General features: G+C 59.0%; 16 protein-coding genes and 1 pseudogene. 11 read left to right on the top strand and 6 right to left on the bottom strand.

The features are described from left to right. Nucleotides 1–203 precede the first annotated feature (203 nt). From BLT09_RS26465 to BLT09_RS26425, 8 genes and pseudogenes are all read left to right on the top strand, one after another. Nucleotides 204–2,708 carry a GcvT family protein gene (locus BLT09_RS26465; RefSeq protein ID WP_091598638.1) on the top strand — a complete coding sequence of 835 codons (2,505 nt, stop codon included), beginning with the start codon at nucleotides 204–206 and terminating at the stop codon, nucleotides 2,706–2,708. A 720-nt stretch (nucleotides 2,709–3,428) separates the two neighbouring features. Beyond that, the gene (locus tag BLT09_RS26460; protein ID WP_206629948.1) at nucleotides 3,429–3,776 is read left to right on the top strand and encodes an Lrp/AsnC ligand binding domain-containing protein; all 348 of its coding nucleotides are present in this window, start codon (nucleotides 3,429–3,431) and stop codon (nucleotides 3,774–3,776) included. Nucleotides 3,777–4,347: 571 nt separating this feature from the next. Next, nucleotides 4,348–5,529, top strand: coding sequence for a M24 family metallopeptidase (locus BLT09_RS26450; RefSeq protein WP_091598633.1), 1,182 nt, complete (start codon nucleotides 4,348–4,350; stop codon nucleotides 5,527–5,529). Between the two features lie 231 nt (nucleotides 5,530–5,760). Then, on the top strand, nucleotides 5,761–6,606 hold the full coding sequence (gene ehuB / locus BLT09_RS26445; protein ID WP_091598630.1) for an ectoine/hydroxyectoine ABC transporter substrate-binding protein EhuB: 846 nt from the start codon (nucleotides 5,761–5,763) through the stop codon (nucleotides 6,604–6,606). Nucleotides 6,607–6,666: 60 nt separating this feature from the next. Continuing rightward, entirely contained in the window at nucleotides 6,667–7,332 is a 666-nt protein-coding gene (gene ehuC / locus BLT09_RS26440) for an ectoine/hydroxyectoine ABC transporter permease subunit EhuC (RefSeq protein ID WP_091598627.1), read from the top strand. Next, nucleotides 7,329–7,997, top strand: a complete 669-nt coding sequence (ehuD, locus tag BLT09_RS26435; RefSeq protein WP_091598624.1) for an ectoine/hydroxyectoine ABC transporter permease subunit EhuD — start codon at nucleotides 7,329–7,331, stop codon at nucleotides 7,995–7,997. The genes ehuC and ehuD overlap by 4 nt, the downstream gene beginning before the upstream one ends. 50 nt (nucleotides 7,998–8,047) lie before the next feature. Next, nucleotides 8,048–8,812, top strand: a complete 765-nt coding sequence (gene ehuA, locus BLT09_RS26430; RefSeq protein ID WP_091598621.1) for an ectoine/hydroxyectoine ABC transporter ATP-binding protein EhuA — start codon at nucleotides 8,048–8,050, stop codon at nucleotides 8,810–8,812. Nucleotides 8,813–9,497: 685 nt separating this feature from the next. After that, nucleotides 9,498–9,873, top strand: a pseudogene (locus BLT09_RS26425) (helix-turn-helix domain-containing protein); the annotation flags it as partial. 840 nt (nucleotides 9,874–10,713) lie between these two features. On the opposite strand, the gene BLT09_RS35185 reads toward BLT09_RS26425, so the two are convergent. From BLT09_RS35185 to BLT09_RS26400, 6 genes are all read right to left on the bottom strand, one after another. Next, nucleotides 10,714–10,980: a zinc-binding metallopeptidase family protein gene (locus tag BLT09_RS35185; protein WP_236473032.1), complete on the bottom strand. Its 267-nt coding sequence runs from the start codon at nucleotides 10,978–10,980 to the stop codon at nucleotides 10,714–10,716. A gap of 64 nt (nucleotides 10,981–11,044) precedes the next feature. Further along, nucleotides 11,045–11,908 (bottom strand): M20 metallopeptidase family protein, encoded by an 864-nt coding sequence (locus BLT09_RS26420; RefSeq protein WP_236473033.1) that lies wholly within the window; start codon nucleotides 11,906–11,908, stop codon nucleotides 11,045–11,047. Then, entirely contained in the window at nucleotides 11,895–13,073 is a 1,179-nt protein-coding gene (locus BLT09_RS26415; protein WP_091598618.1) for a M24 family metallopeptidase, read from the bottom strand. Before BLT09_RS26415 ends, BLT09_RS26420 begins: the two co-directional genes overlap by 14 nt. Before the next feature lie 202 nt (nucleotides 13,074–13,275). Next, nucleotides 13,276–14,349 (bottom strand): GlxA family transcriptional regulator, encoded by a 1,074-nt coding sequence (locus tag BLT09_RS26410; protein ID WP_236473034.1) that lies wholly within the window; start codon nucleotides 14,347–14,349, stop codon nucleotides 13,276–13,278. A 376-nt stretch (nucleotides 14,350–14,725) separates the two neighbouring features. After that, nucleotides 14,726–16,129, bottom strand: coding sequence for an aspartate aminotransferase family protein (locus BLT09_RS26405; RefSeq protein ID WP_091598615.1), 1,404 nt, complete (start codon nucleotides 16,127–16,129; stop codon nucleotides 14,726–14,728). Between the two features lie 12 nt (nucleotides 16,130–16,141). Then, nucleotides 16,142–17,617 (bottom strand): NAD-dependent succinate-semialdehyde dehydrogenase, encoded by a 1,476-nt coding sequence (locus tag BLT09_RS26400; protein WP_091598611.1) that lies wholly within the window; start codon nucleotides 17,615–17,617, stop codon nucleotides 16,142–16,144. 637 nt (nucleotides 17,618–18,254) lie between these two features. Between BLT09_RS26400 and BLT09_RS26395 the strand changes: the two genes are divergently transcribed. Genes BLT09_RS26395 through sucD form a run of 3 tightly spaced genes read left to right on the top strand, consistent with a single transcriptional unit; the run spans nucleotide 18,255 to nucleotide 21,327 of the window. Continuing rightward, nucleotides 18,255–19,214 carry an HpcH/HpaI aldolase/citrate lyase family protein gene (locus BLT09_RS26395; protein WP_091598608.1) on the top strand — a complete coding sequence of 320 codons (960 nt, stop codon included), beginning with the start codon at nucleotides 18,255–18,257 and terminating at the stop codon, nucleotides 19,212–19,214. 16 nt (nucleotides 19,215–19,230) lie between these two features. Next, the gene (locus BLT09_RS26390) at nucleotides 19,231–20,415 is read left to right on the top strand and encodes a malate--CoA ligase subunit beta (protein ID WP_091598605.1); all 1,185 of its coding nucleotides are present in this window, start codon (nucleotides 19,231–19,233) and stop codon (nucleotides 20,413–20,415) included. Between the two features lie 12 nt (nucleotides 20,416–20,427). Beyond that, a complete protein-coding gene (gene sucD, locus BLT09_RS26385) occupies nucleotides 20,428–21,327 on the top strand; it encodes a succinate--CoA ligase subunit alpha (protein ID WP_091598602.1) in 900 nt (299 codons plus the stop codon). The last annotated feature ends 677 nt before the right edge of the window (nucleotides 21,328–22,004 follow it).

Raw genomic sequence — 22,004 nt, 5'->3', positions numbered from 1 at the left:
GCATTGCCTAGGCTCAGTGAGTGTTTAAGACGACGGCCACTATGCGTTTTACGGAAGTAACGCTGCATTAGAAGGCGGAGGACGCAGAAATCCTGCTACCCAAGCCTGAGATCGCACGAAATAGAAGCACATCCAACGGTAGTGTCCCTTGCTACACGCGCCTTGTTCCGCGCTTCCGCGACCAGGCTAGAACGAGGTTTCAAATGGCCAGCAAACTACCATCGCATGTCGAATACGTCGTCATCGGAGGCGGCATTATCGGCCTCTCGATAGCCTATCACCTGACACGTCTCGGCCACCGCGACGTTCTGCTTCTGGAGCGCGACCAACTGACATGCGGCACCACCTGGCATGCTGCAGGCCTCGTCACACAACTCCGCGCCAATGAAACCATGGCCAAGCTCGCTCAATACTCTGCGGATCTGTTCAGGGACCTCGAAAATCTGACAGGTCAAGCCACTGGCTTTCGGCAAACCGGCTCCATCACCGTCGCCGCGACCCAGGACCGGCTTGAAGAGCTCAAGCGCGGGTCTTCGATGGGCCGCTCGTTTGGCCTGGACGTGGAGATGATAAGCGCTGCGGAAGCCCAGCGCCGAGTCCCATTGCTCGATGTCAGTGATGTCCTTGGGGCTGCATGGATCGCTTCCGACGGGATGACCAACGCTATCGATACGGCCCGTGCCTTCGCAGTTGGGGCGCGCCAGGGTGGAGCAACGATCCTTGAGCGAACCCCGGTCACGCGCATCCTCGTCGAGAAGGGCCGCTTCGTCGGCGTGGAAACCAGTCAGGGAACGGTCCGTGCTGAACAGGCGGTCATCAGCACCGGCCTGTGGACGCGGAATGTAGCTGCTGAACTCAACTGGTCGGTGCCGTTGCAGGCTGCCGAGCATTTCTATGTTGTCACCGAGGCGATTCCCGACCTGCCCCACGACCTGCCGACGATCCGCGATATGGACGCGCGCGTCTATGCAAAGGCCGACGCCGGGAAACTGCTCGTGGGTTTCTTCGAGGCCAATGGCAAACCTTGGGGCATGAACGGCATACCCCACGATTTCAGTTTCGATTCGTTGCCCGAAGATTTCGATCACATCGAACCGTATCTCTCTGCGGCCATCGGGCGCATGCCCATCCTGGCAAATGTCGGCCTCCAACTGAATTTCAACGGCCCTGAGAGCTTCACGCCTGATAACCGGTTCCACCTCGGGCCATCGCCTGAAATTCAAGGTCTGTATGTCGCCTCTGGATTCAATTCCTGCGGCATCGAGTCCTCGGGTGGTGCGGGCAAGGTGATGGCAGAGTGGATGTCGACAGGCTTGGCAGCGGGAGACTGCTGGGAAATGGACGTCCGGCGGTCAATGCCCTTCCAGCGGAACAGGCGGTATCTGTACGACCGCACGGTGGAGGCGGTCGGCAACCTCTGGTCGCTTCATTTGCCGCATAAGTCGCCGAGGACGGCACGCAAGGTCCGCGTGTCCCCCCTGCACGACCGCCTGTCCGCCGTCGGCGCTAATTTCGGTGAAAGTGCTGGTTGGGAACGCGTTCAATGGTTTGGTGCGCCTGGATCGCCGAATGAAAGCCATGCAACGTATGGCCGGGACGAGTGGTTCGAGCGAAGTGGCGCGGAGCATACAGCCACCCGCTCCGGCGTCACTCTGTTCGACCAAACCTCCTTCGCGCACCTTCTGGTGCAGGGTTCGGATGCCCTTGCGCTGCTACAGTGCTTGTCCACGAATGACGTGAACGTAGCGGTCGGCCGTGTTGTCTATACGCCGTGGCTGAACGAGCGAGGCGGTATGGAGTCCGACGTCACTATCGCACGCATCAGTGACGAGGAATTTCTTGTCGTGACAGCGGCCGTCCAACGCACCCGTGATCTCGCCTGGCTGCGCTTGCATGCCAAGGGAGCCGGCCACGTCTCGGTTGCCGACGTCTCATCCGGATATACGACCCTCTCCGTGATGGGTCCACGATCGCGTGAGTTACTGGAACGCGTCAGTCCGGCGGATTTTTCTAACGAGGCATTTCCCTTCGCAACGGCTCGTGAGATCGAGGTCGGGTATTGCCTCGCGCTCGCATTCCGGATGACCTTTGTCGGCGAGTTGGGCTGGGAACTTCACATCCCGACCGAACAAACACTAGGGGTCTACGACGCCTTGGTGGCCGCCGGCGCCGATCTCGGCCTGAGCCACGCCGGATATGTCGCTCTAAACACGCTGCGCCTGGAAGCGGGCTACCGTGACTGGGGTGCAGATGTTGGTGATGGGGACACCCCGTTGGAATCGGGACTGGGGTTCACGGTTGCCTGGGATAAGCGCGAGGATTTCATCGGACGCGCTGCACTGGAAGCCCAGCGCGGCAAACCTTTGCGCCGGCGGCTGGTCCAGCTCGCTGCCCCAGATGCCAAATCGTTGATGTTCGGGACCGAGCCTGTCTGGCGTAACGGCAGCCTTGTCGGATACTTGCGCTCGGCTGGATTTGGTCACACTGTCGGCTGTGGCATCGGCATGGGATATCTCACCTCAGAAGCCGGGGTGACGGCTGATTGGCTGTCCGGAGGGTCATTCGAACTCGAGATCGCTGGGGAGCGCTATTCCGCCATAGCTTCTCTGCGGCCATTCTATGACGCCGGACGCAGCCGCGTGAAGGGCGAGTGGCGCGGCGTGGAGGAGCTGGTTGCGCCTGAGCTCCTCAAGGCTTGCCTTTCGTAGCTGGACATCTCCAACAGACGTGCGGACTGATCTGAAATGTCATCTGATCAGTCTATGGTCCTTTCGCGATCATGCGTCCCGTTCTTTCACCTTCCTGTGAGCCGGCACAGCAGGGCGCAGCAGGAATCGGAACTTGTCGAGCTGATTGAGCGCACGGAACGCGATCTTACTGTTCTGGAGCGCTGCAAGCAGAATCTTGTCAGACGGTTCAGTGGCAGGTTGGCAGGGAGATGCATCTATATCCACCACTCCTCCTGCCCGGTTTCAAGGGCGCGAAGCCCTACCCCAAGGGACGATAAACTCCTCACCGTGCTCCTAGCGTCACGATGTCGGGAATAGTGTATAGGAGTCACTTCCGTTGAATTTGGCACAGATACTACCTCCGGAGCGATCGAGGTCTCGGGACCAAAAAACCTGGAGTGCTGTGATGATCTGTGCTCCGACGACCACCGGATCAATTGGTAAGATGAAGGTTGCAGCGTGTCCGCCCCAGCCTGTGTCGATGATGTCAAACTCGTCGGACAGGTCGCGCCGCGCCCTATACCTTCAGAAACCAGCCTGTCGCCCGTTCCCGACGCGGCAAATGCGGACTTTGCAGCCAAAATATGGTTCCCATCGACAATCGACTTCCACATCCTGCCCGACATGAGCAGAATAAACGGGTGATAGCACTGACCAGCAACACTCTCTCTTCGCCGGTCGCGATGACGGCGCAGAAAGTTGGCCATTCTTTCTTCGATGACCAAAAGCCTGGAAGCTGAGACCGGCGGCTCGACCCATCCAGTCGATCGTGATGATGACCCTGGAGCGGGAACGCGCGGACATCATCGACAAGTTCAAGCGGGATCTCAAATCCTTACCCGAGATTGCGACGCGTTCGACATAACCGGCGAGGCCGACTTTGTGCTCTATGTCACCGCACGTAGCCTGGAGGATTACGATCAGTTCATGCGCAAGTTCTTTTCTCAGAACGCTCGTATAAAGAGCCTAAAGACCATGGTGGCAGCCAACCGGCTCCAGGCTACGCTTGGTGTCCACCTTCTTCGAGTTGACGGATATGAAGGCTAAGGCTAAGGGCGCTTTGGGCGACGTTCACCACAATACAAATATCTGAGTTGCCTGAAATTCCGCGTAAGTCCGGCCTACCCGTAATGCATCCGGGAGGGTTGTCACACTGGAAGCTATCTCGGAATCGGATGCAGGCACAAACAGGAGTGAGCGCCAACCGCCTTCGCGGAATGCCTAGGCGGGCGCAGTCTCGTTCCGTCGAGATCACGAAGTCCCAACGTCAAGCTGATAAGCCCTGAGCGGGCCGCCCAAAGCCCAATATAGATTTTATACGAGCACCATCGTGTTTTCAGATGGGGGCTGGGACGACCCAGCGTGAATTCCTCCCTGACCAGATCGGGCGGCAATGGCCGACGCTGCCATCTCGAAGCGAGATGATGGCGATATAAACACTGCATTTGACTGCGCACCCCTTCCGACAAATGCTCGCCTAGCCTTCCGCGAGACAAAAAAGACAAGGGAAGTGCGGGGCACCACGGGGAGCGTGGACATCAATTTGCAGGCGTTTGGCCACCACCCGTCCCGGTAATGGCGGGAGAGTCCGTGCTCAATTCCGAGAAGGATCGTACGCATGAACTACCAAAAACCCTTTCTGCCCAATGAGTTCGATCGGCGCGTTCTAAATGTGAAAAAGCGCATGGAGAAAGCCGGATTCGATCTGCTCATCTGCCAGGATCCCGCTAATATGGGCTGGCTGACGGGCTTCGACAGCTGGTCCTTCTACACACCGCAAGCTGTGATGGTTCACCTTAAGGAGGACATGCCGTTTTGGTTCGGACGTCCGATCGACGCCAAGTCAGCCCACATTACGACAAATCTGCCCGCCGGAAACATCGTCTCCTTCTCCGAAACCCTCGTTCACCACCCCGATGACCATCCCTTCGATGAATTGTGTGACCTCATCACGTCAAAGAGCTGGGGGTCCGATCGAATCGGTGTTGAGCTCGACACCCATTACTACACGGCAAGAGCGCATCAGCATTTGGTACGGGGCCTTCCCAACGCCAAGATCAGCAACAATCGGGAACTGGTCAACTGGGCCAGGCTCGTCAAGTCCGAGGCCGAGCTGGTATACATGCGGGAAGCCGGACGCATCATCAGCAAAACCATGCGTGAGGCGATTGCCAAGCTCAAGCCGGGTGTACGCGAATACGAGGTCATAGCGGACGTCTACCGCAACCAGGTCTTGGGTGTGGATGGTAAGTTCGGTGATTACACAGGCCTTTGTCCCTTGATTCAGGTCGGAGAGGGGACGAGCACCCCCCACCTGACATGGAGCGACCAGCCTCTGCCGAAATCCGGTTTGGTGGTTATGGAGCTAGGGGCGGCACGGCGCCATTACACTACCCCTCTTACCAGAACTGTGCACATCGGAAAGCCGCCAGAGGAGGTCTCGCGGTTGGCTGCAGTAATCGTGAAAGGCGGCGATGTGGCCCTCGAAGCGGCTAAGCCTGGCGTGACTGTCGAGGACGTTGCAGCCGTATTCCAGAGTATTCTGAAGCGAAACGGCTACAGCAAGGATAGCCGCGTGGGTTATTCCATCGGTATCGCTTATCCCCCAGACTGGGGCGAACGCACGGTGAGCATCCGCGCCGGCGAAAGAACCCCCCTGCAGGAGGGCATGTGCTTTCACTTTCAGTCCGGGGTTTGGCTCGATGATTTTGGCGCAGCGATCTCGGAACCCTTCGTTGTAACCGCCAAAGGCGGGCAGCGATTCTGCGATGTAGAGCGCCGCCTGATCGTCATTGACTGACGGTTTACATCCGACAGCCGAGCAGCCCGCCCGTTTCATTCCCGGACGGGGCGGAGAAAAAAACGCACTGGGCCGTCATAGTTCGCAGGAAAACGCCTCCAAGGCAAGACATCGCGCCGTCAATCGCACCCAGACGGAATTGTACACTCGACCAGACCGGAGACCAGTCTCCGGAAAAGAACGCTTCAAGGAAATGCAGAGAACCCAATCATAACAAGAAGGGAACATGAAATGAACAGGAAACTTGCGAACATCGTGGCCGCCTTGGGCTTCGCCATCGCGGGCGCCACCGCACAGGCCCACGCAGGAGAATTGGCAGACCGTATCACCAGCGGCAAATCCATCCGGATCGGGTTCGCGAATGAAGACCCATACGCCTTTCCGGACAGTAACAATCAGCCGGTCGGATTCGTAAACGCGATTGCTCTCGGCGTCCTTAAACAGATGGGTTACGATAACATAGAGACCGTCGTTACGGATTGGGGCGGGCTTATCCCCGGACTACAGTCTGGACGCTTTGATATGGCTACGGGCGGTCTCTACATCCTTAAATCAAGGTGCGAGAGCGTCACATTCTCCGAGCCTTTGGCGAAGGTAACTGACTCGCTTATCGTTAAAGCTGGCAATCCGAAAGGGCTCACCAATTACGAGGATATTGCGACAAAGGGCGCGATGATGGTGACTGGCATTGGATACAGCAACATAGAGCAAGCTAAGAAGGCCGGCGTGCCGGATTCGCAGATTATGCAAGTGCCAGGCCAGACGGAGATACTGGCAGCGGTGGAGTCGGGACGCGCAGATGCGGGCGCAACTGGATATCTCTTGTCGCGGTCCGTCGCTGGCAAATCCGGCGGAAAACTTGAGGCGACGGACCCCGACGCGATGCCTGGATCCACTCAAAATTGGGTGAGCATAGCCTTCCGAGGCTCAGACAAGGACTTCGTAGAGAAATTTAACGATGCTCAGAAGAAATACATCGGAACTCCCGAGATGATGAAGGCCGTCGAGGCTTACGGCTACGACGCAAAGCTGCTGCCGGGTGACAAGACTGCGGAGTGGGTTTGCGCCAACCGCTGACCGTAATGTACGCCTCCTGGGGAGGCTTGGCCTCCCCAGCGCGCGAACAGAGGATGGCAAATGCCCATCTGGGAATTTTTACAGAGGTATAGTTCTGTGGTGATGCACGGAACGTGGGTAACTTGCCTGCAATTTCTGCTCGCGGCTCTCGTTGCGGTATCCATTGCTCTGGTGATAGGAATCGGAAAGCTTTCGGCAAACCCGCTGATCCGCGGGGCATGCGTAGTCTACATTGAACTCTTCCGCGGAACATCCCTTCTGGTCCAACTCTATTGGATCTTCTTTGTCTTGCCTCTCTTTGGCATTACGCTTCCAAATTTCACTGCTGGCTTCATATCCGTGGGATTAAATTATGGCGCATATGGTGCAGAGCTTGTGCGAGGCGCGATCCAAGCAGTCCCCCGCGGACAATGGGAGGCGGCGACTGCGCTATCTATGTCGCCGTTTGCAAGAATGCGCCGCATCATATTGCCCCAGGCGATTGCTATTATGCTGCCTCCGTGGGGAAATCTTTTGATTGAGTTGCTCAAAGGCACGGCCCTCGTCTCGCTCATATCGGTGACGGATTTAATGTTCCAGGCCAAGCAAATCAACGCCTCAACTTACCTTTCAGCACAAGCCTTCGGGACCGCCCTCATAATTTACTACCTTTTCGCAAGAGGGCTCATTACGCCTTCGATGCGTTGGGCGGAGCATGCGGTCGCGCGGAGGTTGGGTCGGTCGTGAATTTTGAATGGAGCTGGACCCTTACCTGGGAGATAATGCCACGGCTGCTGTGGGCGACCGCGAATACGCTTCTTGCGGCCGGTGCAGGTTACGCGATTGCACTGGTTGGAGGTCTAATCTTTGCGTTGGCACAGCGAGCGGCGCTTGGACCGGTACGTTGGGCTGTACGAGAGTTTGTTGAGTTCATTCGCTCGACACCGCTTGTTCTACAGATTTTCTTTGTGTTTTATGTCGCTCCACAATTTGGCATGCAATTGTCGCCTTGGACATCTGGGCTATTGGCGATAGGCCTCCATTACTCTGCATATTTGTCAGAGGTCTATCGCGGGGGTCTTGAAGCAGTGCCCCGTGGCCAATGGGAAGCGTGCCGCGCGATTAACATGTCGGCGCGCGATACTTATTTCCGGATCATTATTCCACAAGCGCTGGTCCCCGCTGTGCCAGGCATGGGAAATTACCTAGTAGGCATTCTCAAAGATACACCGATGCTTTCTGTCATTGGTGTGATGGAGCTCATGCATGCTGCAAACTCGATCGGTTCCGAACATTACAGGTATCTTGAGCCTTTTACGCTGGTGGGCCTGATTTTCTTCCTAATTTCGCTGCCCACCGCCGGACTTATAAAGCTATTAGAACGCCGACTTCGATTGGGGCTGGGTCTGTGACCGTGGATAAATCTGATTACCCTCTTGCGTTACCTCACACAGACCAGCCCATGGTCAGGTTTATGAATGTCAATAAGAGTTACGGGAAACTCAACGTCATCGAACAACTGAATTTCGACGTTGCTGAAGGAGAGATGGTTTCAATCATCGGTCCGTCCGGTTCAGGCAAGACCACTGTCTTACGCACCCTCATGACCCTCGAGACTATAAACGACGGCGTTATCTACGTTGAAGGCAAGCCGCTCACTCACATGGCCAAGGGAGGGGCGCTAGTTCCAGCTGATGAGCGTTACCTTAGACGGATGCGAACCTCTATTGGCATGTGCTTTCAGAGCTTTAATTTGTTCCCTCATATGACCGCGCTCCAGAACTGCATGGAGGGCCCCGTGCAGGTTCTAGGTCTTTCAAAAAAAGAAGCACGGGAGCGTTCGGAAGAGTTGCTGCACATGGTCGGCATGATCGACAAAAGGGATCAACATCCTTCGCGTCTTTCCGGGGGACAACAGCAGCGCGTCGCAATTGCGCGAGCGTTGGCTATGCGACCAAAGGTGATGCTCTTCGATGAGGTTACCTCCGCATTGGATCCGGAGGTGATTGGGGAAGTGACAAACGTGATCCGCAAGCTCGTTACCGAACACAATCTCACTATGCTGATGGTAACCCACCAGATGGGGTTTGCGCGCGATATTTCTGACCGTGTCTGCTTCTTTTTCGGCGGAAAGATAGAAGAGCAAGGCACTCCCAGTGAACTTTTTGGAAATCCGCAACGTGAGCGGACGAAGCAGTTTTTGTCCGCGGTCAAGGAAGCGATCTGAAGATCCGATCGATTGCCTTGGTCCGATCACGGTCCGCGGCCCGGTGCGTTCCCACGTTCTTTTTGAGCACGTTTCCTGAGTGACATTCCGACCGGTCAAGCCAAGAACTCGGTCCTAGCGGCTTTGGTGGGTCGGTGGCGTGATTATCGGCCCCTTAATCTGTCCGCCTCTCAAAAGTGGGGTCGACATTGACAGCTTTCTGGCGTGCCGCGCTGGCGAGGCCTCCTCTGATCGCCTGCAGCCTTTTGCTGCCCGATGTCGTTGGCACATGACCGGCGATTAAGCTCCGGCTGGCTCGTGCGAGACGCTGTTTTCTCGCCTTGCCGGGCGTCTTGCTGGCCGGTGATCCATTCGCGTGGCATCTACTAGCCCTTTACTCGACATCCGTCACGAACGCTCCGCTGGCCAACTCCGCCCCATTTTCATGCCGATGGGCAACAGGGTCTTATTTCGATCACGGCCAGCAAGACCTTCCTTTCGGGTCTTGTTACGGCGGAGGCGCCCGGAGGATGCTCTGACGTCTCCGTGCATCCGTTGCGAGACCATCTTGTCACAAGATGAATCCGACCGGCAAACTGAATTTGACATAGAACCTCCGGCAGTGAACCTACCGCTGTTCAGCTCTTGCCTGGATTCGGATTAGTAAGGTTAATCAAGATGGTGGCTGGAGAGGAGACCAGCTCGAATGACAACACCCCTTTCCAAGAATCTGCGCGAGCGTATCGTACTTGCGATTGAAGCTGGCGAGAGCTGCCGGTCGGTCGCGGCTCATTTTGGGATTGCGGTTTCTTCAGCCGTTAAGTGGTCGCAGCGCTACCGAATGAGCGGTTCTGTCGAGCCTCGCAAGATGGGTGGCCACCGCAAGCGTGTTCTGGAGCCTCACCGGGATTTCATTCAGGAGCGAATTGACAAGGCGCCGCGTTTGACACTGCACCAGTTGAAAGCCGAGCTTGCGGCGCATGGTGTGAAGGTCTCACATGAGACCGGTATGGCAATTCCTGCGCCGTGAGAGGCTAAGCTTCAGAAAATACCCAGGACCCGTGCCAACGTCGCGAGGTGACGGGAACGCAGGGCTCTAGCACATGCCGCTGGAAGGCGGTCAGCCGCTGTGGGAGCCGACGAAGATGTCGTTGCCGCTTCCAGGGTCCACGAGCTTGAGAGCGCTTCCGCGATCTCGAGCTGATGCTCGGCCGCAAAGCAATGGAGAACGAAATCGTCAAGGAACCCGTTGAGGTGGCTCGCCCAAAAACAGACCTTGCCATTGGTGCCCTGGACCGATCCGAGAATGCTCTCCCGAGAGCGCCGCTGCCACAACCCTGGGCGTCGTCAGGTCCAACCTGATCGAACGCGCCGCTACGCCAGTCCCGCGTGGCCCCCGTCGCGCGCCGGAGGACGCCGAGCTGCTGGCCAAGATCAGACCAGTCGTCGATAGACTCCAACCTATGGCTATCGCCGGGGTCACACTGCTGAGCGACCGGAACGCCGGCTCGATCCTCGACCATTTCCTTCCACTGCAGGTGCGAGGGGCGGCAAACAGCACCGAATAGGAACCGGTTTTCGGATAAAGCTCTTCTCGATGAAGCATTCGTCGGTCGATCTTCGCCAGCTCCATCGCGATCTACCGTGCGGTACGGTCCGACCCATTTGCTCATTTGCAGCTACGAACGTGATCGGATCCATGAACTGTCCTGGGGAGCGGTAGACAGAAACCTAGCAGCCTCCGCCGCCCGAGCGGTCAGCTATCCTTATGCTCGCGTTCAGGGCCCACGCCACAATCGCGGTTCCTCCTTGGTGCATACACGGGGTGCTAAGGCCTCTTTAAAGTTGCGGACGGCAACTGCCAAGCGGCACCAGGGAGCTGGCGAGGTGGTATCAGGGGTCGCAATGCTTCCTCCGCCGGACTAGCTCGGAGGCAGCAAGAATTTTCTCGCAGCGTCGCAGAGGACGACAGCGCCTATGGCGATTGCTTGCTCGTCGACTTGGAAGGGAGGATGATGGAGCGGATAGACCGCGCCAAGCTCCTCATTTCGAATGCCAAGCCGGAAATAGACCGACGGGCACTTCTCGCTGTAGAAGGCGAAATCATCGGCTGCGGTCCAGCCCGGCGCGATCAGCATGTTGTCCTGCCCCAGCAGGCCGGCACCGGTTCGGCGGACGATCTCGACCATGTCAGGGTCGTTAATTACCGGTGGTTCGCCACGCCTCAGGTCCACCTCGGCACTGGCATTGTGGCTAAGCGACGCCCTCCACGATCTGGCGCAGCCTCTTCCAGGCATGCTGGCGGGTCGCTTCATGCCCGCGGCGGATCGTGCCTTTCAGCCTCGCCTCGGCGGCGATCACATTGTGGGCGCCGCCGCCTTCGATGCCGGTGATCGAGACGACCAGCGGGTCATACGGATCGATCTCGCGCGACACGATCTTCTGCAGCTCTGTCACTATGGAGCAGGCGACGGCGATGGCGTCGACGCCTTCGGACGGTTTTGCCGCATGCGCGGAATTGCCTGTGACGGTGATGTCGAAAATATCGCAGGCAAGCGTATACGGCCCCCCGCCGACCGCAATCTTTCCGGTCGCGGTATAGGGATCGACATGGATGCCGATCGCCGCGTCGACGTCGTCCAGCAGCCCTTCCTCGACGACCCGGCGGCCGCCGAGCGGTTCCGCCTCTTCGGCGGGCTGGAAGATGATTCTGACGGTGCCGCTGAATGACTGCTTCTGGCGCTCCAGAAGAACGCTGGCGGCATAGCCCATGGCGGTATGAGCGTCGTGGCCGCAGGCATGCATGACCCCCGGGCGCTCGGAGCTGAACGGCACGCCCGAGGCTTCCGTGATCGGTAGCGCGTCGATGTCGACGCGGATCACGATTTTGCGGTTCGAGGGACCGGCCGCACCGACGACATCGACGGCGAGACCGAAGCCGGCCACGGGCCTGATGCCGCTCAGCCCGGCTTCTTCTAGCACCTCTCTTAGATAGGCCTGCGTCTCGCTCTCTTCGTTCGAGAGCTCCGGATTGCGGTGGAGGTGGCGGCGGATCTCGACCATCCTGCGATCCAGCGCGGCATCCATCAATTCCTTGCCGGCTTCAGCGTTTGACATGGATCTCTCGCGGGAAGCTGGTCAGCGTCTCGCAGCCGTCGGCGGTGACGAGGATCGTTTCGCTCACTTCGATCCCCCAGCCATCCATCCACATACCGAGGATGGAATGAAGGACGTTGCCCGGCTTCAAAATCGTCTTGTCGCCCTGGCGCAGGCTGATCGTGTGTTCGCCCCAGTCTGGCGGATAGGCGGCCCCGATCGAATAGCCGATGCGGGACTCCTTCTTCAGGCCGTAGCGCTGGATGACCTTGCGCCAGCTCGCCTCGACGTCTTCCGCCACAACACCAGGCTTGATCGCAGCAAGGACGGCCTCCATGCCTTCGAGCACGGCCTTACCGGTGTCACCGACCTTGGCGGGCATGGCGCCTAGCTGAAGCGTCCGTGCCAGACCGGCAGCGTAGCGGCGCACGACCCCGGCGAGTTCGAGTGCGACGGTTTCGTTGTCGCCAAAGCGGCGGTCGCTCCACATGATGTGCGGTGCCGAAGCGTTTTCGCCGCCCAATATGGTCGGCGGCAGGGCGGTGATGTCGCCAGCGAAATTCGGCGAGCCGGCTATCTGAGCGGCCTGGATCTTGGCGATGGCGTCGCACTCGCGCACGCCTGGCGCAATCACGTCATAGGCCGCGGTGACCGCCGCCTCGGCAAGGCGCGAGGCGTTGCGGAGGTAGCCGATCTCGGCGTCCGACTTGACGCTGCGGATCCAGTTCACCAGAAGGTCGGCATCGTGGAAGATTGCATTGGGCAGGCCCGCGGTCAGCCGCGCATGGGCCTTCGGGGAATAGTAATAGACCTCGAGCTCGATGCCTATATTGCCGCGCCCCCACCCCTTCTTCTCGATCCAGCCGGCAATCCAGTCCATTGGATGGCGGTCAGGCCGCTGGACATGATCTTCCGGGAAGCCGACGACATTCTCGGGCTTCATCCATGCCGTCAACAGTCCGCCAGCGGCGTCCATGGCGCGCCCGACCCAGACGGGCTCCTCGTCCGCAAGCGGCACTAGCACCAGTTGCGGCGTGTAGAACGACCAGCCGTCATAGCCGGTGATGTAGTGCTGGTTAGCAACGTCGTTGACAACGAGAAGATCGAGACCGCGTCGTGCCATCTCCGTTCGGATGGCGGAAAGCCTGTTCCGGTATTCGTCCAGCAGGAAGGGCAATGGTATCATATCGAAATCCTCCTATTCTATCGCGTCCGAGTGTCTTCACCTAGCGCCAGAGCGGGCGAGGCCGACCCGGTTTGCAATGGGGCAATCGAGAAGAGCTGATCGAAGCTGGAGCTCTTCGAACACCCTTTCTCCGGCTGGTATGCTGAGGCCATTCAGCAAAGGAGCGCCATACCCGATCTTCAGAGAACAGCACGGCGCTCTGCTAGTGGCAGTTCGGTATTCTTTCGTTACTTAGCCTCCGATCGATTTGCCTGGTTCTATTTTCCTCCGGCAGGTTCGACCGCATTTCTTTCCGTTGATAAATCGGCAATCGTGATTGATGCGGCGCGCATCCGTAGGCCTCGCGGTACGCTTTTGAGAAATGCGATGCAGAGACAAACCCGCAAGCCATCGCGATTTCAACGACCGGCAGGCGCGAGCTGATCAGTAACAGGTGCGCTCGTTCCAGACGAAGATCCAAATAATAGCGGCTCGGAGAACATCCCAATTCCCGCCTAAACAGCCGCTCGATTTGACGGCGGGATAGGCCGGCTGACCCCACAAGTTCGTCCAATAGCAATGGCTCCGCGAGGTTTGCCTCCATCTCCTCTATTATCTTGATGACCGCCTGGTGGTTTAGTTTCACTCGAGAATGAAGGGGTAGACGTTGGCGGTCACCCGCTGAACGGGTCTTACACGCGATAGCTTTTTCGCAAATACGGTTGACGACTATCGTCCCATGGTGGCGATCAACCAAATCCAGAAACATGTCGAAGGGGGCGTCCCCCCCGGCGCAAGTGTATAGGTCCCCGTCCCGCTCGAAGGCAGTTTGAGTCGCTACCACGCCTAGGAACCGCTCACAGAATATCGGAAATTGCTCCCAGTGAACCGCGCAACGCCGCCCTTCTGCAAGCCCCGCCCGAGCAAGCGCAATAGTACCGCTACTTATCCCTATGAGGCTGCCGCGGCGATTGCGACACTCTCTGAGCCAGGCATCAAGCTGTTTGTGCGGAGTAGGAGCATTGCGGCCGCCGACGACCACGACAGCCGGTGCTGAGATCGAGCCACGAGTTCTTTCACGCTCGAACGACAACGAAGAATCGGCACAAACCAACAACCCGCAACTCGAGGCCGCAGGTTGCCCGTCGTCCGAAATGACCTGCCAGCTATACACCTCCCGCCCCACCACCTCGTTGGCGAGCCTAAGCGCTTCTACTGCCGACGAGAAGGCATGAAGCGAAAAGGCAGGCAGAAGGTAAAAGCAGAAATTTCGGCATGTGGACTGCGAGTCTAGCATCCCCGGGGGTCCTTTCTCCTACCCTGATCTCTCGTAGGCCCGGCGGCCATGCCAAAACTGCGCGACCGACTTCCTTGGAGACCAGAGCAGCTACGCAACACGAAGTGCTCTGCGCCTATCGAACCGTATTCGACAGCATTCTAGCGAAAGCGTTGCTTGCTGCTTCGGAAGACTCGATCGCCCCGAGTTCCAGACAGCTAGGCTCCGCTCTTCGGCGCTGTTGGTGCCGCGCCCACCGCAGTCGGGGGCCCGATGATCTCCCGCTGAGCGTCATTTAATCTGCCCGCTCGCGTCCCGGTGAACCGCTCGATAGAGCGGGCCAGGGCTGCGCCTGTCGAACGTCGGCAGACTACTGCAGGTTCGGCTGCCGTGCGCCTCAGATGTTAAGCCCGTCTCGCGTGAGCTCATCCATAACGAAGCGAACTGCACTTTCAGCGATGCCAACGATTTCTTCGACTTCAGCCTTGGTTGTCACCAAGGGAGGAGCGAAGCCGAGAATGTCACCATGCGGCATGGCGCGAGCGATCAGACCGCGTTCACGCGCCGCCTTGGACATTCGTGCGCCAATCTTGAGTGTTGGATCGAAACGCTTCCTGTTGTCTCGATCGGCCACAAACTCGATTGCGGCCATAAGGCCGACGCCGCGCACTTCGCCGACGATCGGCAACTGCGCGAATTTCTCCTTCAGCTGCGCTTGGAAGAATGCACCGACCTCGCGAGCGTTCCCCGGAAGGTCTTCTTTCTCGACGATGTCCAGCACCGCGTTGGCCGCGGCAGCCCCGATTGGATGACCTGAATAGGTGTAACCGTGCGAGAACGCACCGACCTTGTCCGCCCCGTCCTCCAGGACCTCGTAAACCTTTTCACCGACAATTGCCGCGGAAAGTGGGAAATAGGCCGAAGTCAGACCCTTTGCGATCGTGATGAGGTCTGGCTCGATGCCATAGTGCTGCGAGCCGAACATGGAACCGGTGCGGCCGAACCCGGTGATTACTTCGTCGGCAATCAGAAGCACATCATGCTTTTTGAGGACCTTCTGTATAGCTTCCCAGTAGCCTTCCGGCGGGGGCGTGATGCCGCCGGTGCCGAGCACCGGCTCGCCAATGAAGGCGCCAACGTTGTCCGGGCCTAGGCGCTCGATCAGTTGGTCAAGCTCGACGGCGCGGCGAGCGGAGAATTCGCGTTCGGTCTCGCCCGGGGTCGCGCCCCAATAGTGATGCGGCACACCGGTGTGAACGATCTGCGGGAGCGGCAGATCCATATTGTCATGATAGAAGCTCATCCCCGTCATCGAGCCGGACACGACGCTGCACCCGTGATAGCCGCGTTCACGCGAAATGATCTTCTTCTTGTTCGGCTTTCCACGCAGATTGTTGTAGTACCAGACAAGCTTGGCCTGGGTCTCGTTCGCATCCGAGCCGGACATGCCGTAGAACACCTTGCTCATCTTCCCAGGCGCCATCTTCACGAGGCGATCAGAGAGGATGGCGAGCTCATCGCTCGTGTGCGCCGCATAGGAGTGGTAATACGCGAGGCGATAGGCCTGACGCGAGATTGCTTCAGCCACCTCGGTTCGGCCATAGCCGACATTGACGCAGTAGAGGCCGGCAAAACCGTCGATAAATTGGTTGCCATGCGCGTCCTGAATGCGGATTCCCTTCCCTGTCTCGACGATCGTCGGCTCTCCGAGCTTACCGGTGGCGAAATCCTTGAGCTGCGTGAATGGATGCAGGACAGCGTTTCTATCCTTTTCGCTGATATCCTTGATGTTGATAGTCATAGGGCTTTCCTTTCAGTCTAAGATGTTGCCGATGCACACGTATTTGGGTTCGAGATATTCGGCGAGGCCATGTCTTGAGCCCTCCCGGCCGAGGCCGGATTGCTTCCATCCTCCGAAAGGTATGGGCGCGCCGGTAAATTTCGGGGTGTTGACGGCGACCATGCCGTACTCCAACTGGTCGGTCAGCCGCATGACGCGGTTCAGATCTCTTGTGTAAACGTAAGCCGCAAGGCCCATTTCCGAGTTGTTGGCCCGCGCAAGCACTTCCGCCTCGTTATCGAACGGAAGGACTGCAGCGACCGGCCCAAAGGTCTCTTCCTTGGCGATCAGCATGTCGTCAGTGACGTCGGCGAGAACAGTCGGGGTCACAAAATTGCCGCCGAGCGGACTGTCCTGTCCGCCAACAACGATGCGGGCTCCGGCACAAAGAGCTTCGGAAACCTGTCGCCTGCACTTTTCCGCGACAGAGGGTTTGGTCATCGGGCCAATGTCGACACCGGGCTCGAATCCGTGCCCGACTTTCAGTTTACTGGTGGCCTTCGCGAATTCCTCCACAAACCTTTGATAGCTTCCCCGCTGGACATAGATCCTATTTGCTGCCAGGCAGTCCTGACCGGATGTGGCGAATTTGGCTGCCATGCATCCGGCCACGGCAGTCTCCAAGGGTGCGTCATCGAAAATGATAAAAGGAGCATTGCCGCCGAGCTCAAGTGAAGCCTTCTTAAGTGTTTTTGCGGACTGCTCGAGCAGGATCCGGCCGACCTCGGTCGAGCCCGTGAAGGAGAATGCCCGCACATCGCTATGATCCAACAGCCGTTTTGCCAGCGGGGCAGCGTCTCCCGTGATCACCTGAAACACGCCGGCGGGAACTCCTGCGTCCTCGGCAAGACGGGCAAGCGCCAGAGCTGACAGGGGCGTTTCGGGGGCGGGCTTGACAATCATGGTGCAGCCGGCAGCCAGCGCGGCTCCTGCTTTCCTGGTGATCATCGCCGAGGGAAAGTTCCAAGGGGTTATGGCGACCGTTACTCCGACCGGCTGGACCTGCACAGAGAGTCGGCTGCCGGTAAGATGGCCTGGGATGGTCTCGCCATAGGCCCGCTCGCCCTCCGCTGCAAACCAGTCAAGAAAGCTAGCGGCATATGAAATCTCACCGCGCGCCTCGGCTAACGGTTTGCCTTGCTCGGCGGTCATGATAGCGGCAAGATCTTCCGCATTCTCGCGCATACCTGCGGCCCATTTCCGCAGGTATTCGCCCCGTACCGAAGGAAGAACATCGCGCCATCTTTGAAATGCGCTTCTCGCGACGTTGACTGCAGTGTCCACGTCGGAAATCTCACAGGCTGCCACCTGAGCCAGTTCCTCGCCAGTCGCGGGGTCCACTACGGAGATCGTTTCAACCTTGGAAAGCCAGGCGCCATTAACATAAGCGCACTTTTGCAGAAGGTCCGGCCGTTTAAGCCCCTTTAATGTGGTTGCTGAACCTTTCATTCGTAACCCCAAATCGAGTGTTCATTTTCGCCAAACTAACCCCGCAACTGAGGCGATTGGCAGCGCGATGTACGGCCATGAAGGCGTTCTCCTGCGAATAATGACGTTCTGCTGAGTTTTTGCGTCTGATCTCGGTCTGCTTTTGGGGAGCCGCATTAAGGAAAGAGGACATTTCTGCCAGTCTACGCGTGGCATACGACGTCGCGGACCTAGCTGGCAGGGGTCAGCAGGCCTATAGCGGTGCCTCTTGCGGAGATGTGCCGGCACTTGGTTGCACAGGACGCATAGTTGTCGTGTCGCTTTGATCGACGAGCGTTTCGACTGAAGGAGCATTGGGTGAGCTTTTATTTTCGCCCTGGAGATCGTCCAAACCCCACCCTCCACCGGTCTGAAGTCCTCTGCCGAAGATACATCCATGGCGGGCGTTCAGAGCGGGCCGCCCGCCCGATAGGGGCCGAAAGAACTACGGAAAGAGGATTAGCTGCGCGACCGCGCAAAAAACGCAGATGTTATGCGGCATCTCCTCGCTGGCAGCACAAGCCCGGCGTCTAAGGCGTGCTACCGTGTGAAGGAACACAAGCGGATATGGACAAATGTCTGGCATAGTCAAACAGGCCGGGTTCAGGGGAGACGCAACGTGAGCCACACCATCAATCACCTCAAAAAGCTGAGGCTCCAGCGCAGCGAACTGGCAGTTCCGGGTTCTAGCCCAGAAATGATCGACAAGGCGGCGAACAGCGCCGTCGACTTCGTCTTCCTCGACATCGAGGACGCGGTCGCCCCACCCGACAAGGAGCGCGCCCGCAAGAACATCATCCAGGCGCTGAACGACATCGACTGGCGCGCGAAGGGCAAGACCGTCTCGGTGCGCATCAACGGCCTCGACACCCATTACATGTATCGCGATGTCGTCGACGTGATGGAACAGGCCGGCAATCGGTTGGACACCATCCTGGTGCCGAAGGTGGGCGTGCCGGCCGACCTCTATATGGTCGAGGCCATGATCAACCAGATCGAGATGGCCAAGGGCTTCAAGACCCGTGTCGGTCTTGAAGCGCTGATCGAGACGGCGCTCGGCATGGCTAATGTCGAGGCGATCGCCGCCACGCCGGGCCGGCTGGAAGCCATGCATTTCGGCGTCGCCGACTATGCGGCGAGCAACAAGGCACGCACTGTCAACATCGGCGGCCTCAATCCCGACTATCCCGGCGACCAGTGGCATTTTGCCTTGTCGCGCATGACCGTCGCCTGCCGCGCCTATGGCCTGCGCGCCATCGACGGACCGTTCGGCGATTTCTCCGATCCTGAAGGCTACATGGCCGCCGCCAAGCGCGCCGCGGCTCTCGGCATCGAAGGCAAATGGGCGATCCACCCTTCGCAGATCACTTTGGCTAACGACGTGTTCTCGCCGCCTGAGAAGGAGGTCACGCGAGCCCGCCGCATCCTGGAGGTGCTCAAGGAAGCGGAGGCGCTCGGAAAGGGAGCCGCGGCGCTCGATGGCAAGATGATCGACGCGGCTTCGGAACGCATGGCGCGCAACGTGCTGACGGTCAACGAGGCGATCGAGCGCGCCGGCCGGGCGCAGACGACGCACTGAGTTTTCGGGAGGAAATATGGACATTCACGAATACCAGGCCAAGGAACTGCTCGCCCGTCACGGCGTCCACGTGCCGCGCGGCGGTCTGGCCTACAGTCCGGAGCAGGCGACGTACCGTGCCAGCGAGATCGGTGGCGGCAAATGGGTGGTCAAGGCGCAGATACATTCCGGCGCGCGCGGCAAGGCTGGCGGCATCCGCATTTGCAAGTCCGACCAGGAAGTGGGCGATGCCGCCGAGGCGATGCTCGGCAGGAAGCTGGTGACGCATCAGACGGGGCCGCGCGGCAAGCTGGTGTCGCGGCTCTATGTCGAAGAGACCGTCGACATTCGCCAGGAAATCTATCTCGCCTTTGTTCTCGACCGTAAAGCCGAGCGGGTGATGATCGTCGCGTCTGCGTCCGGCGGCATGGAGATCGAAGAGATCGCCGAAAAGCAGCCAGATTCAATCATTCGCGCGACCGTGGACCCCGGCGCGGGGATGCAGCAGTATCAGGCGCGCGAGATCGCCTTCGGGCTTGGTCTCGAGAACAACCTGATTGGCAAGGCGACCGAAACGCTACTTGGTTGCTATCGCGTGTTTCGCGACTACGACGCCTCGATGCTCGAGATCAATCCACTAGTCGTCACCCGTGACGGTAATCTGATGGCGCTGGACGCCAAGATGTCGTTCGATGAGAACGCACTGTTTCGTCGGCCCGAAATCTCCGAATTGCGCGACAAGAGCCAGGAAGACCCGCGGGAGACTTTCGCCAGCGACCGCGGCCTTTCCTATGTCGGGCTGGACGGCAATATCGGCTGCATCATCAATGGCGCCGGCCTCGCCATGGCGACGATGGACATGATCAAGATCGCCGGCGGCGAGCCGGCAAACTTCCTCGACATCGGCGGCGGCGCCTCGCCCGAGCGGGTTGCGAAATCGTTCCGCGCCGTACTTGGTGACAAGAATGTCGAGACCATCCTCGTCAACATCTTCGCCGGCATCAATCGCTGTGACTGGGTCGCCGAGGGCGTTGTCAAGGCAATCCGCGAAGTCGGCGTCAACGTGCCGTTGGTGGTGCGGTTGGCCGGCACCAAGGTCGAGGAAGGGCGCCGCATCCTGGCCGATTCCGGCGAGGCGGTGATCGTGGCCGACACACTGGCCGAAGCCGCCGAAAAAGCCGTCGCCGCCTGGCGCGCGGTGTCACTGAAAAAAGCAGGCTGAGGGGAGGAAAGAATGGCAATTCTGCTTAACCGGGACACCCGCGTAATCGTACAGGGATTTACGGGCAAGATCGGCAGTTTTCACGCCGAGGACATGAAGCGTTACGGCACTAATGTGGTCGGCGGCGTCACACCCGGTAAGGGCGGCCAGACACATCTCGGCCTGCCGGTGTTCAACACCGTCAAGGACGCGGCGCGCGAGACCGGGGCCGATGCGAGCATCGTCTTCGTGCCGCCGCCTTTCGCTGCGGATTCGATCATGGAAGCGGCAGACGCCGGCATCAGATTCTGCGTCTGCATCACCGACGGCATCCCGTCGCAGGACATGATGCGGGTGAAGCGCTACATGCGCCGCTACCGCTACGAAGTCCGGCTGCGGCTGATCGGACCCAATTGCGCCGGCATCATCACGCCCGGCCAGGCTCTGATGGGCATCATGCCGGGGTCGATCTACCTACCCGGGCGTGTCGGCATTGTTGGGCGCTCCGGAACCCTGGGCTACGAGGCAGCGTCGCAGATGAAGGCGATGGGCGTCGGGGTCTCGACCAGCGTCGGCATCGGCGGCGATCCTATCAACGGCTCGTCCTTCCGTGACATCCTCGAACTGTTCGAAAACGATGACGGTACGGATGCCGTGGTGATGATCGGCGAAATCGGCGGTTCGCAGGAAGCGGAAGCCGCACTCTGGGCGCGCGACAACACGAAGAAGCCGCTGATCGCCTACATCGCCGGCCTTTCCGCGCCGAAGGGCCGCCGCATGGGCCATGCCGGTGCAATCATCTCCGCCTTCGGCGAGTCTGCTCAAGAGAAGGTCGAGATCCTCAAGGAAGCTGGCGTCATCATCGTGCCGACGCCGGCTTCGTTCGGCGAGGTCGTGGCCGGCGTAATGGCCGATCGGACGAAGGCAGCATAGCGCAACATTCCGGTCAATTTTGAGGACCGGGTAAAAAGCCGCTTCGTCGCTTTGTGTCCAAGACGACGAAGCTTGCAAAGGCGCTTCGGACAAATGATGTCGCGGCCCGCGTCTAGCGAGCGCCAAGTTGCGGGGCGTCTTTAGCAGATTGAACAGTGCATAAATGAAACCACGTAGTTGTGGGTCAGCACGTCACCGCTACCAGTATGCCAAGCGGGCTCTGGCATGGGGGAGGCGTAGTAGCTCGGTATTGGGATGCTAAATCGGGGATTGTCTCCGCCGCCAATACCCTACAGGGGGCCATGCGCAACGCCGCTTTGCCTAGGCGGTTTCACGACGGCCTTCGGGCAGGATATTTGCACGGCCGTGGTCCGTCCCAGGTGGTCCATCTGATCTGGATGACGCCAGCTTGCCTGTAGTGCAGCGTTCTCCAGAAGAGCCCCGCCCTCGGCGTCGCTCTTCCGTGGATCAAGCGGCGGGTCACATTTCCACCGTGGTCCGGCTATCAAAAGGCCGCAGCGCTGCGGACACGCGGCGAGCCCCTTTCCCAAGGGGAGGTGAAGCTGCGCACGGAGCCCAAATAACGCAGGTTTTCTGCGATTGGCCGAAGAGGTCCGCGCGAAGCAGGCCTCTGAAGCATGCTAGGTTTGGAACCAGCACGGATTGGGCGGGAATGC

This window comes from Mesorhizobium muleiense (assembly GCF_900099905.1).
In the GTDB taxonomy this organism is placed as follows: domain Bacteria; phylum Pseudomonadota; class Alphaproteobacteria; order Rhizobiales; family Rhizobiaceae; genus Mesorhizobium; species Mesorhizobium muleiense.
This window is presented reverse-complemented; position numbering and strand designations above follow the sequence as displayed.

Excerpts from the sequence above, each read along its gene's own strand:
- BLT09_RS26465 (WP_091598638.1), top strand. The coding sequence starts at position 204 with ATGGCCAGCAAACTACCATCGCATGTCGAATACGTCGTCATCGGAGGC.
- BLT09_RS26450 (WP_091598633.1), top strand. The coding sequence starts at position 4,348 with ATGAACTACCAAAAACCCTTTCTGCCCAATGAGTTCGATCGGCGCGTT.
- ehuB (WP_091598630.1), top strand. The coding sequence starts at position 5,761 with ATGAACAGGAAACTTGCGAACATCGTGGCCGCCTTGGGCTTCGCCATC.
- ehuC (WP_091598627.1), top strand. The coding sequence starts at position 6,667 with ATGCCCATCTGGGAATTTTTACAGAGGTATAGTTCTGTGGTGATGCAC.
- ehuA (WP_091598621.1), top strand. The coding sequence starts at position 8,048 with ATGGTCAGGTTTATGAATGTCAATAAGAGTTACGGGAAACTCAACGTC.
- BLT09_RS35185 (WP_236473032.1), bottom strand. The coding sequence starts at position 10,980 with ATGGTCGAGATCGTCCGCCGAACCGGTGCCGGCCTGCTGGGGCAGGAC.
- BLT09_RS26420 (WP_236473033.1), bottom strand. The coding sequence starts at position 11,908 with ATGTCAAACGCTGAAGCCGGCAAGGAATTGATGGATGCCGCGCTGGAT.
- BLT09_RS26415 (WP_091598618.1), bottom strand. The coding sequence starts at position 13,073 with ATGATACCATTGCCCTTCCTGCTGGACGAATACCGGAACAGGCTTTCC.
- BLT09_RS26410 (WP_236473034.1), bottom strand. The coding sequence starts at position 14,349 with ATGCTAGACTCGCAGTCCACATGCCGAAATTTCTGCTTTTACCTTCTG.
- BLT09_RS26405 (WP_091598615.1), bottom strand. The coding sequence starts at position 16,129 with ATGACTATCAACATCAAGGATATCAGCGAAAAGGATAGAAACGCTGTC.
- BLT09_RS26400 (WP_091598611.1), bottom strand. The coding sequence starts at position 17,617 with ATGAAAGGTTCAGCAACCACATTAAAGGGGCTTAAACGGCCGGACCTT.
- BLT09_RS26390 (WP_091598605.1), top strand. The coding sequence starts at position 19,231 with ATGGACATTCACGAATACCAGGCCAAGGAACTGCTCGCCCGTCACGGC.
- sucD (WP_091598602.1), top strand. The coding sequence starts at position 20,428 with ATGGCAATTCTGCTTAACCGGGACACCCGCGTAATCGTACAGGGATTT.